The organism is Paractinoplanes abujensis, assembly GCF_014204895.1.
In the GTDB taxonomy this organism is placed as follows: Bacteria; Actinomycetota; Actinomycetes; order Mycobacteriales; family Micromonosporaceae; genus Actinoplanes; species Actinoplanes abujensis.
This window is the reverse complement of sequence record NZ_JACHMF010000001.1, coordinates 5,865,496-5,876,848: the sequence shown is the minus strand read 5'-3', so window position 1 is coordinate 5,876,848 and position 11,353 is coordinate 5,865,496. Positions and strand designations below refer to the sequence as shown.

Sequence of the window (11,353 nt, the reverse complement as noted above, 5' to 3'; positions counted from 1 at the left end):
GGATAAGGTTCACTTGGCCAGCGCGAGCGCGTACGCAGGGAACCATTGCCCCGCCGGGGGCTGACCAGGCCCGCAGGCGCCGTCGGACTCTCCGGGACGTTTCACCCAAAGGTACGCATCCACCAGCGCGTGTCCGGTCCGCAGGGTGGGCGCGGGCCCGAGCCGCCGCCCGGGCGGGTTGCACCAGTGCCGGTCGCCCGCACCGCGCTGGGCCGGCCCGTTGCCGTTGCGGCTGGTGTCGACGACGAAATGTTTGCCCCCGAGACTCCGCGAGACGGCATTTCCGTACGCGACGTTGTCCGCGGTCGTCTCGAAGTTGGCCACGTTGAGCGCGAACCCGGCCGCCGTGCCCACCCCGGCCGAGCGCAGGGCGGGGCCGAGCTGCGCGGCCGGGATCCACGTGGGGTTGCCGCCGTCGACGTAGACGCGCGCACCCGGCGCCGTCTTCCGCAGCGCCGCCACCGCGTGCCGCAGCAACCCGTAGCGCTCGGCCGCGTGGGCCGCCGACAGGCACCCCCGTACGGCCTGCGCCACCGCGTCGGGTTCCAGCACGACGATGGTGCGGTGCCCGCGCAGGGCCCCGGCCAGCGCGTTCACCCACCCCCGATAGGCGGCGGCACTGGCTGCGCCGCCCGCCGAATGCCCCGAGCAGTCCCGGTGCGGAATGTTGTAAAGCGTCAGCACCGGGGTGCGCCGGGCGGCGGCGGCCGCGGCGACCAGCCGGCGCGCCCGTTCGACGTAGCCGGGTGCGCCGTCGGTGAACCAGACCGAGGTCGGCTGGTCGGCGATGCGGCGCAGGATCGTCGCCTCGCCCCGCCGCCCGGCCTGTTCCAGGGCGCGCACGGCGACGGTGGCCGCGCCGTTGGGGTCGGCGTAGAGGTGCGGGCTCACCGACCGTGGCGGCAGCGGGATGTGCAGCTCGGGGTCGCGCTCGCGGGCCCCCGCGGCCACCGCCACCGTGCCCAGGCCGATCAGCGAACCCGCCAGCAGAAGGGACATTCTCACCCGGCGGGGCATCACCGCACCCGGACCCAGCGGGCCACCGACGGGCGGCCGCGGTCGTCGACCAGGAAGAGCATGTACCAGCCGGACGGCGCGATCCCGGCTTGGGCGGGCACGCGCAGCTCGAGGCGGCCGTCGCCGGCGGGCCGGAGGCCGAGCGCGACCGAGCGCTGGTCGGTGTCGGTGCCGTGGGTGACCGAACTGGGCCGCACCAGCCGGGCCGACGTGATCCGGCTGGCCTGCGGCGAGGCGACCGTGAAGGCGCCGCCGCGGGTGATGACGCCGGGGGCCTGCGCGATCACCGGGCGGTCGCCGCGGAACAGGTAGGGCGGGCTGTAGACCTCGATGCGCTGCTCGAACGAGCCGGGCGCCCGGCCCGAGCGGTCGTAGAGCGGGTCGCCGCCCATGGTGATGACCCGGCCGTCGGGCAGCAGCAGCCCCTCGGAGTGGTAGTTGCGGCCGACCGTCGACTCGGCGGCCGTACGGAAGGAATGGGAGGACGGCACGTAGAACTGCGCGTTGAACAGGTCGCTGCGCTGCCGCCCCCGATAAGGCCCGCCGCGGTAACCGGACGAGCCGCCGCTGGTGAACACGGTGTCGTCGGGCAGCACGACGGTGGACAGGTAGCGCGCCGGCTTGGGCAGGTCGGGCCCGGGGCGATAGGCCGGCTTCTTCGCGCGCAGATCGACGATGCCGGTGCGGGCGGTCGAGATCGGTGAGTCACCGACCCCGCCACCGCCGAAGATCATCACCTGCTGGTCCTGGGCGGGCGGCAGCAGCACCGAGGTGGCGGTCTCGTTGAGCTCCGGCTGCCGCAGACCGGGCACGGGCTGGAAGTGGTTGCCGCCGAGATCCCAGATGCCCGGCGTACGCCCCTCCTGGTCGGAGCCGTAGCCGCTGTTCGCGCCCGAGTAGAACAGGCGGCCGTCGGCCAGCTGGTGCAGGCTCGGATAGGTGGGGAAGTAGCGTTGCAGCCGGGGCGCGCGCGACCACGTCTTCGTGCCCGCGTCGTAGACCTCGTTGCGGCCCGGGATGATCCGGCCGTACTGGTCCAGGCCGGACACCGCGAGCACGTCGCCGCCGGTCAGCGTGACGAGGGTCGGATACCAGCGATGGTCGGTCATGTCGCCGGTGCGGTGATAGCGCTCGGTGCGCGGGTCGAACTCGTACGAGGTCTTGTCCCCGCCGTACTCCTGCTTCTCCCGCGTGATCTTGTCGGCCACGCCGTACAGGTTGCGCAGATCGGAGCCGGTGAGGGCCGGGATCGTGTACTGCGCGCCGTCACGGACGACCGCAGCGTCGCCGGCGCGGACGGCGTCGACCCACACCTCCCGCTCGCCGGCCGTGACGGCGACGTGCGTGCCGTGCACGACCTTGCGCGCCGGCGGGACGTCGAACGCCGTACGGCTGACGTATTCGTGCCCGGTGGCCGAGCGGAACTTGGTGCCCTTGGCGAACCGGCGCACGCCGTGGTCGGGCGACTCGTTCTTCACTTTCATCACGCCGCCGGCCCGCTTGACGTCGGACTCCAGCACCTCGTACGACTTGGTGCCGCCCGCGATCAGCAGGTTGCCGTTCGGCAGGAAGCTGTGCCCGGCGCAGAAGACGTCGGTCGGCGTGTCCACCTCGCTGAACTTCTCCGTACGGGGGTCGTAGAGCACGGTCCGGAAGGTGCCCGCCTCGAACTGCTCGCGGTTGTTGCCGCTGCCCGCCACGATCAGCACCTTGCCCGTGCTGAGCAGGGCCGCGTGGATGGCGTTGACCCGGAAGCCGGCGGGCACGGGCAGCTTGGCCCAGTGCCCGTACTTCTCCTTGTACGACTGGCGGTTGATGTTGTAGTTGTGCAGCGCCTCGGTTCCGGCCGCGAGGACCGGGCGGTTCGCGAACGCGACCACGGCGAGCACCACCACCGCGACTGTTCCGCTGGCCATCCGGCGCGCGAGACTGGGGCGGGGGCGGGGCTTCATACAGCGGGCTCCTTTTTCCGGTGGCGGCGCTGCGCGAGCCACAGCGCCGGTGGGGTCAGACAGATGAGCAGGTTGAGCGCGGGCCACACGAACATGGCGTTGTCGACGTGCCCGGTGATCCCGGCGATCACCAGCAGCACGACGAAGAACGCGGCCCAGCGCAGCCCGGGCGCGAAGGTGGCCGGCCGGTCCGGGCTGGTCGAGTCGCCCTTGGGCGTGACCACGAACCCGGCCTTGCGGCCCAGCAGCGCGCCGACGAGCGACGACACGTAGATCGGCGTGGACAGCGTGGACGCCACCATGCCGGTCAGCCCCGACGAGCCGGCCTCCTCGTGCGGGCTGGTGTTGTGGCGGCGGTTGAACACGTACAACCCGACCTGGAACAGCGCGGCGTCGATGTAGAGCATCAGCCACACCTCCTGCGGCACGTGCACGCCCTGCGCCCCGAGAGCCAGATAGCAGAACGCGTTCACGGCGCCCAGCAGCCAGGCCAGCGCGGTCAGCGGGTAGTACGACATGAGCAGGCCGTAGTGCAGCGCCCGGCCCGGGCCGAGCTTGAGGGCCAGCCGCCAGAACTTGCGCAGGACGACCTCGTCGGTGCCGCGCGACCACCGGTGCTGCTGGGTGAAGTAGTCGGTCCAGGAGGACGGGCCCTCACCCACGGCCAGGACGTCGGGCGTGTAGACGGAACGCCACTTCTGGGCGTGCAGGGCCAGACTCGTTGCCATGTCCTCGGTGATCGAGTCCTGCAGCCCGCCGATCGTTCTCAAAGCCTTGATCCGTACGGCGTTGTTGGTGCCCACCAGCATGGCGATACCGCGCCGGTTGCCGGCCCGCTGCAGCAGCGAATGGAACAGATACTGCTGCGACTCGGCCCAGCGGGTGACCAGGTTGTCGTAGTTGCCGTAGATCTGCGGCCCGACCACGAAACCCACGCCGGGATCGCGGAAGTAGCCCAGCAGGCGCTCGCAGAAGTTGGGCAGCGGCACGTGATCGGGGTCGACCGAGACGAACACGTCGTAGTCGTCGCCGTTGACCTCGACCCACGAGTTGTAGTTGCCGTGCTTGGTCTTGGCCTTGAACGCGCCCGACGCGGTGTTGAACTCGGCCCGCCCCTTGCGGCTGAAGTGCCGGACGCCGAGCCGCTCGCACATCGCCTTGACCTCAGGGTCGTCGCCCTCGTCGAGCAGCCAGACGTCGTACGGGCCGCCGTAGCGCACGTTGCGGGCGGCGCGCAGGGTCCGCTCGACCATCGCCACCGGCTCCTTGCCGGGCACGATCGTGGTCAGGAACGCCACCCGCATCGTGGTGTCCGGCACGACCGGCACCGGGTCCCGCGCCCACAGCGTCGACAGGCACAGCGTGACCACGTTGACCAGCCGGAACAGTTCAATCGCGGCGGTCGCGCCGATCATCACGAGGGCACCCGCGTAGTGCGCCGGGTCGATCGAGCGGTCCGGGATCTCGATCGACGCGATCAGCCAGCCGAAGAACGTGCTCTCGAAGGCGAAGGCGAACAGCGTGATGAGAACCGTGAGGAACGGCCTGCGCCGCGCGAGCCGTTTCATCCGTACGCGATAAGGCTCGTGACCCGGCTCGGGCGCCGGATCGGCCGGGCCGGCCAGCACGCTGTACGCGCTGTAGTTGTAGCGCGCGGGCAGCAGCATCGTGGCCGCCTGCAGCGCCGGGCTGACGCTGACCCGGCCGACCGGCCGGCGCGGTGCGGGGACCTTCTCCTGAACCTTCCGCATCAGGCGGACAGGGGCACGGCCGGGCGCACCGCGGGCCGGCGCTCCGCGATCCGGGTGACCGGCGCGGGCGCGGCGAACCGCAGGCGCTCCGGGGTCGACGTGGCCCGGGCCTTGGTGACGAAGTCGTGCCGGGCGGCCGCGAAACCGGACCGGTCGCCGAACATGTCGCGGCTCATCTCGGCCAGCTCGCGCGTCTCGAAGACCTCCAGCGGCACCCGCTCGGCGGCCAGGCGGCGGGCCTTGGCCTGACGGCGGCGTCGGGCGGCCCGCGGCTCGCTCTCGCGCTCTGCCAGATCGGTCAGCCATTGCGTGTACGCCTCGGGGTGGCGCGGCCCGACCTCGTCGACCAGCCCCAGCATGGCCGCGTGGTCGGCGCTGACCGGGAGCCGGTCGTCGATCAGCCGCTGCGCCTGCTCCTCGCCGACCCGCCGCGGCAGCGTGAAGGTGTGCAGCTCGGAGCCGTACAGGCCCATCTCGTAGTAGGGGTTGAGCACGATCCCCGCGCGGGCGGCCACGATGTCGGCGCCGAGACCGAGCATCACGCCACCGGCGCCGGCGCTTCCGGCGTACGCGGAAATGACGACCTGCCGCGTGCAGGTGACGATCTCGCGGCACACGTCGTTGATCGCCCGGATGTTGGCCCACGCGCTGCCCGCGGGGTCGGCCGCGGCCTCGATCACGTTGAGGTGGATGCCGTTGCTGAACGCGTCGGTGCCACCCCGCAGCACCAGCACCTCGGTGTCCTGGGCGGCCGCGTGGCGCAACCCGGCCAGCAGGCGGCGGCAGTGCCCGGCCGCCATCGCGCCGTTGTAGAAGTCGAACGCCAGCCAGCCGATTCTTCCCGTACGGCGGTAGCGCACCTGGCGGTACGCGTGCGGGGTCTCGGGCTCCACGCCGATCGGCAGCGGCGACTGGGGCACACCCTTGAGCCGCTTGCCGAGCAGGACGGTGGCCGGCAGCTTGATCTTTTCCGCGCGCAGATGCCCCACCCAGAGCGCGCCGTCGCCCGTGCCGATCAGCACCGCGCCCTGCCGGCGACCCAGCAGCGCACCCGGACGCGGGTGCCGGGCCAGGCCGGGCGTGGCGTCGTAGGCGAAGACGGGCAGGCCCGCGATCTCGGTGCGGACGCCCGGCGCGCCGTCGGCGGCCCGGATCCTGCGCAGGATCCGCTCGGTCGAGTCCGACCAGTCGAAGGCGCGGTCCTCCTGGGTCATCAGGGGCCGCGGACGCGCGCCGGGCGCCTCGGCCGGGGCCTGGTCGGCCGGCGTCGGCTCGAACTCGGCGTCGGCCGCCTTGGCCACCACCTCGAACATGCAGTCCAGGGCGGCGTCGGCCACCGGCCCGTGGTAGAGCGAGGACTTGCGCGGGGGAGCGGCCGGCATGGCGAACGTGCGGGTGGCCCAGATCGGCCCGGCGTCCATCTCCTCGACCGCCTGCAGAGCCGTGACGCCCCACACGTGCGCCCGCTCGGCGATCGCCCAGTCCAGTGAGGACGGCCCACGATCGCCGGCCGGACCCGGGTGGATGATCACCGTGCGCCAGTGCTGCCAGATCTCGGCGGGCACCCGGTCCTTGAGGAACGGGCACAGGATCAGCTCGGGGCCGGCCGCCCGAACCCCGGCAATCATGTCGGACGCGCTCGTCGCGAGCTGCACGCCCACGTCGTGCCCGGCCTCGCGCAGGGCACACCAGGCCCGCTGACTGAGACCGTTGAACGCCGTAACGAGCAGCAGGATCCGCACGTTTCCTCCCCAGGGAATGCCTTCTGCAGCCGCCACTATTGCCCGCTTATCGATACATATGTCGGACATGGTGTGCGTTGTTGTCGGGGCGGCGGTGAATGTCAGACCGGCGGACTAAACTTGCCGTCGTACCCCCGCCCCCTCCGGGCGTTGGGGTTATCTGACGTGCTTTGGGGTCTTCGATGCAGCTCTCCGGTCTCATTCCCGCCGCGCTCCGCGACCGCGGTCTCGCCCGCGCGCGCGACCTGGCGCGCCAGGCCTACGCCGAGTCCGACGCGCTCGACCTCACTGCACCCGCCTCGCTGCGGCCGTTCGTCGTGGCCGCCGTGGCCGGGGCGGCCGAGATCGGCGGCGCGGGGCGGCCGGTGCTGGCCGTCACCGCCACCACCCGCGAGGCCGACGACCTGGCCGACGCGCTGGGCTGCCTGATCAGCCCGTCCCGGGTCGCCGTCTTCCCGTCGTGGGAGACGCTGCCGCACGAGCGGCTGTCGCCCCGTTCCGACACCGTCGGCCGCCGCCTGGCCGTGCTGCGCCGGCTGGCCCACCCCGGCTCCGACCCGGTCCAGGTCGTCGTGGCCCCCGTCCGTTCGGTGCTGCAACCGCAGCTCAAAGGCCTGGGCGACCTCGAGCCGGTCGAGTTGACCACCGGCGGCTCGGCCGAACTGGAAGAGGTGGCCCGGCGCCTGGCTGACATGGCGTACGCGCGGGTCGACCTGGTCACCAAGCGCGGCGAGTTCGCCGTGCGCGGCGGCATCCTCGACGTCTTCCCGCCCACCGACGAGCATCCGTCGCGCGTCGAGTTCTGGGGTGACGAGGTGGAGGAGATCCGCACCTTCGCCGTGGCCGACCAGCGGACCATCGACCCGGTGACGTCCCTGTGGGCGCCGCCCTGTCGCGAACTGCTGCTGACGTCCGACGTCCGGGCCAAGGCGGCTTCTCTCGCGGCTGACCACCCCGAGCTGGCCGAGATTCTGGACAAATTGGCCGAGGGTATCCCCGTCGAGGGCATGGAGTCGCTGGCCCCGGCCCTGCTCGACGGCACCGGCAGCATGGAGTTGCTGATCGACTGCATGCCCGCGGGCACCCACGTGCTGCTCTGCGACCCCGAGCGCATCCGCACCCGCGCCCACGACCTGACCCGTACGTCCGACGAGTTCCTGGAGGCGTCGTGGGCGGCGGCCGCCGTCGGTGGTCAGGCCCCGATCGACGTGGGCGCCGTGGCTTTCAAGACCCTGGCCGACGTACGGGCGCATGCCGCGACACTCTCGCAGCCGTGGTGGACGGTTTCGCCGTTCGGCCTGGCCGACACCCCTTCTCCGGCCGAGGATCAACCGTGGCTGGAGAAGGCCGAGGTCGAGGTCTCGCCCGACCTGGGGGACGCGGTGGCCCTGGCCGCCCAGCCCGTGCCGCTCTATCACGGCGACACCGCCAAACTCGCCGCCGACCTGCACGAATGGGCCGCCGCGGGCTGGGCCGTCGCGCTGGTCTTCGAGGGCCACGGCACCGCCCAGCGAGCCACCGAGTTGCTGCGCGACGCGGGTCTCGGCGTCACCCCGGCCGACTCCATCGAGGCCCCGATCGAGCCCGGCCAGCTGCTCGTCACCTGCGGCGGGCTCAACCACGGCTTCGTCGACGCGGCCTCCCAGCTCGCCGTGATCACCGGCAACGACATCACCGGCGGCCGCGGCGCGTCCACAAAAGACATGCGCAAGATGCCGTCGCGGCGGCGCAACACGATCGACCCGCTCGAGCTCAAGCCGGGCGACTTCGTGGTGCACGAGCAGCACGGCATCGGACGTTACGTCGAGCTGGTGCAGCGCACGGTCAACGGCGCCGACCGTGAATACATCGTGCTGGAATACGCCGCGTCCAAGCGGGGCCAGCCCGGCGACCGGCTCTACGTGCCGACCGACCAGCTCGACCAGCTCTCTCGCTACGTCGGTGGCGAATCGCCCACGCTGCACAAGATGGGCGGCGCCGACTGGCAGAAGAGCAAGGCGCGGGCCAAGAAGGCGGTCAAGGAGATCGCGGCCCAGCTGATTCAGCTCTACGCGGCCCGCCAAGCCTCCAAGGGCCACTCGTTCGGTCCCGACACGCCGTGGCAACGCGAGCTGGAGGACGCCTTCCCCTACACCGAGACCCCCGACCAGATGTCGGCCATCATCGAGGTCAAGCACGACATGGAGCTGCAGGTCCCGATGGACAGGCTGATCTGTGGCGACGTCGGCTACGGCAAGACCGAGATCGCCGTACGGGCGGCTTTCAAGGCGGTGCAGGACGGCAAACAGGTCGCTGTGCTCGTGCCGACCACGCTGCTGGCCCAGCAGCACTACAACACGTTCACCGAGCGGATGAGCCAGTTCCCGGTGACCATCAAGCAGCTGTCCCGGTTCCAGACCCCGTCCGAGGCCCGGCTGACCCTGGAGGAGGCGGCCAACGGCACGGCCGACATCGTGATCGGCACCCACCGCCTGCTGGCCAACTCGACGAAGTTCAAAAACCTGGGCCTGATCATCGTGGACGAGGAGCAACGCTTCGGCGTCGAGCACAAGGAGCAGCTCAAGGCGTTGCGGGCCTCGGTCGACGTGCTCACGATGTCGGCCACCCCCATCCCTCGTACGCTGGAGATGGCCATCACCGGCATCCGCGAGATGTCGACCATCGCCACCCCGCCCGAGGAACGCCACCCGGTGCTCACGTTCGTCGGCGCGCAGGACGACAAGCAGGTGGCCGCCTCCATCCACCGCGAGCTGCTCCGCGACGGCCAGGTGTTCTACCTGCACAACCGGGTCGAGTCGATCGACAAGGCGGCCCGCCGGCTGCGCGAGCTGGTGCCCGAGGCCCGGGTCGCGGTCGCGCACGGCCAGATGAGCGAGGAGCAGCTGGAGAAGGTGATGGTCGGCTTCTGGGAGAAGGAGTTCGACGTGCTGGTCTGCACCACGATCGTCGAATCCGGCATCGACATCCCGAACGCCAACACGCTGATCGTCGAACGGGCCGACCTGCTCGGCCTGGCCCAGCTGCACCAGATCCGGGGCCGGGTCGGCCGGGGCCGCGAACGGGCGTACGCGTACTTCCTCTACCCCCGCGAGAAGCCGCTCACCGAGCAGGCCCACGAGCGGCTGGCCACCATCGCCCAGCACACCGAACTCGGCGCGGGCATGTACGTGGCGATGAAGGACCTCGAGATCCGCGGCGCCGGCAACCTGCTCGGCGGCGAGCAGTCCGGCCACATCGAGGGCGTCGGTTTCGACCTGTACGTGCGGATGGTCGGCGAGGCCGTCTCGGCGTTCAAGGGCGAACGTCCCGAGGAGGAGGCCGAGGTCAAGATCGATCTGCCGGTCGACGCGCACCTGCCGGTCGACTACATCTCGGTCGAACGGCTGCGCCTCGAGATGTATCGGAAACTGGCCGAAGCCCGCGACTCCGCCGCACTGGACGAAGTGGTGGCCGAGATGACCGACCGCTACGGCGAGCCGCCGGCCCAGGTGGCCAACCTCATCGCGGTGGCCCGGTTCCGGCAGATCGCCCGCGCCTACGGCCTCACCGACGTGTCGATGCAGGGCAAACACATCCGCTTCTCGCCGCTGCCGCTGCCCGACTCCAAGCAGCTGCGGCTCAAGCGCTACCACCCCGACTCGGTCTACAAGCACGCGACCGACCAGGTGAGCGTGCCCCGGCCCAGCACCCGCCGCGTCGGCGGCGAGCCGCTGCGCGACCAGGCGCTGCTCGAATGGTGCGCCCAGCTCCTCAAGGACGTGCTGGGCGAGGTCCCGGCCCCGGCGTTGGCCAAGTGATCGTTCTTCCGGGGCCGGGTGATCTGGCTCATAACCGACGTGAGAGAGTCAGTGTCATGCAGCGTGCTCGCCGACTGGCATCCATCGTCGTCGTTGCCTGTCTCGGGCTGGGCGGGCTCTCGGCCTGCCGGTCCGAGCCGTCCGTGGCCGCCTACGTGGGCGACAGCGCCAAAGTCACCGAGGCCCGGGTGCAGGAAGTCTGGGACAACGCGTCCGACGCGCTGACCAGTGCGGCCGCCGGCCAGCCGGACGCCTCCGGCGCGGCGCCCACCCTGGCCATCACCCGCCTCGACATCGTGCGCACCCTGGTCGGCCACGACGTGCTGGCCGCCGTGGCCGAACGCGAAAACGTGACGCTGCCGGCCGACCTGCCGCTGGCCGACTACGCCAGCCAGCTGCGCCTGCCCCAGACCGCCGAATACGTCCGGCTCTACGCCGAATTCGACGGCCTGCTGCGCGCGCTGCGCACCAAGGTCCAGTCCGCCGCGCCCGACGCCTCCGAAGACGACCTGCGCGAGGTCTACACCGTGCTGCTGCAGTCCAACGAGGTCCCCGCGGGCACGACGTTCGACCAGTTCAAGACCCAGCTCCCGGCGGAGAACCTGGCCCTGGTCAAGACAGCGGCGGCCGTGCGCAAAGAAGTAGCCGAACTGACCAGCACGATGGACATCACGGTCAACCCGCGGTATCAGCCGCTCGGCATCCCGGTCCTGGAGTTCCAGACCCAGCAGGGCCAACTGAAGCCCCTGGTCGAGGTCCCCCTGGGCGAGTCCACGAAGAGCACCGTCACCGACGTCTCCTGATCGGCCACGCGTCTTCCACGGGTCCGGCTCCCTCTTGGGGCCGGGCCCGCTTCGTTTCCTGGTCCAGCCCTGACCTGCCCGCCCCCGCCCGCTCGTCCGATCCGGATCCTGCCCCCCCTCCGGTCCGCCTCGCGGTCTGCCGCCCGGCCCGTTGCTCCGTTTGTCCCGCCGCACGTCGCCTCACCCGCTACCCCGCCGCGGCCTCCTCATCCGGCCTGATGGCGCGCCCGGCAGCCGGCCCCGATCCGCCCTCCATCAGGTCGCTCCCGCACTGTGATCGACCTCTCGCGA

General features: G+C 71.4%; 6 protein-coding genes. 2 read left to right on the top strand and 4 right to left on the bottom strand.

Features of this window, described 5'->3' with window-relative positions:
- Nucleotides 1-9: 9 nt before the first annotated feature.
- Genes BKA14_RS26760 through BKA14_RS26745 form a run of 4 tightly spaced genes read right to left on the bottom strand, consistent with a single transcriptional unit; the run spans nt 10 to nt 6,462 of the window.
- On the bottom strand, nt 10-999 hold the full coding sequence (locus tag BKA14_RS26760; protein ID WP_203722750.1) for a glycoside hydrolase family 6 protein: 990 nt from the start codon (nt 997-999) through the stop codon (nt 10-12).
- A 17-nt stretch (nt 1,000-1,016) separates the two neighbouring features.
- A complete protein-coding gene (gene glxA, locus BKA14_RS26755) occupies nt 1,017-2,933 on the bottom strand; it encodes a radical copper oxidase GlxA (protein ID WP_239093528.1) in 1,917 nt (638 codons plus the stop codon).
- Nucleotides 2,934-2,965: 32 nt separating this feature from the next.
- The gene (locus BKA14_RS26750) at nt 2,966-4,720 is read right to left on the bottom strand and encodes a glycosyltransferase family 2 protein (RefSeq protein ID WP_184953599.1); all 1,755 of its coding nucleotides are present in this window, start codon (nt 4,718-4,720) and stop codon (nt 2,966-2,968) included.
- Entirely contained in the window at nt 4,720-6,462 is a 1,743-nt protein-coding gene (locus BKA14_RS26745; RefSeq protein ID WP_184953598.1) for a hydrogenase maturation protein, read from the bottom strand. Before BKA14_RS26745 ends, BKA14_RS26750 begins: the two co-directional genes overlap by 1 nt.
- 182 nt (nt 6,463-6,644) lie before the next feature.
- Between BKA14_RS26745 and mfd the strand changes: the two genes are divergently transcribed.
- Both mfd and BKA14_RS26735 read left to right on the top strand, forming a co-directional pair.
- On the top strand, nt 6,645-10,259 hold the full coding sequence (gene mfd, locus BKA14_RS26740; RefSeq protein ID WP_184953597.1) for a transcription-repair coupling factor: 3,615 nt from the start codon (nt 6,645-6,647) through the stop codon (nt 10,257-10,259).
- Nucleotides 10,260-10,315: 56 nt separating this feature from the next.
- A complete protein-coding gene (locus tag BKA14_RS26735) occupies nt 10,316-11,062 on the top strand; it encodes a hypothetical protein (protein WP_184953596.1) in 747 nt (248 codons plus the stop codon).
- The last annotated feature ends 291 nt before the right edge of the window (nt 11,063-11,353 follow it).

Coding starts and splice junctions, on each gene's coding strand:
- BKA14_RS26760 (WP_203722750.1), bottom strand. CDS start 999: ATGTCCCTTCTGCTGGCGGGTTCGCTGATCGGCCTGGGCACGGTGGCG.
- glxA (WP_239093528.1), bottom strand. CDS start 2,933: ATGGCCAGCGGAACAGTCGCGGTGGTGGTGCTCGCCGTGGTCGCGTTC.
- BKA14_RS26750 (WP_184953599.1), bottom strand. CDS start 4,720: ATGCGGAAGGTTCAGGAGAAGGTCCCCGCACCGCGCCGGCCGGTCGGC.
- mfd (WP_184953597.1), top strand. CDS start 6,645: ATGCAGCTCTCCGGTCTCATTCCCGCCGCGCTCCGCGACCGCGGTCTC.
- BKA14_RS26735 (WP_184953596.1), top strand. CDS start 10,316: ATGCAGCGTGCTCGCCGACTGGCATCCATCGTCGTCGTTGCCTGTCTC.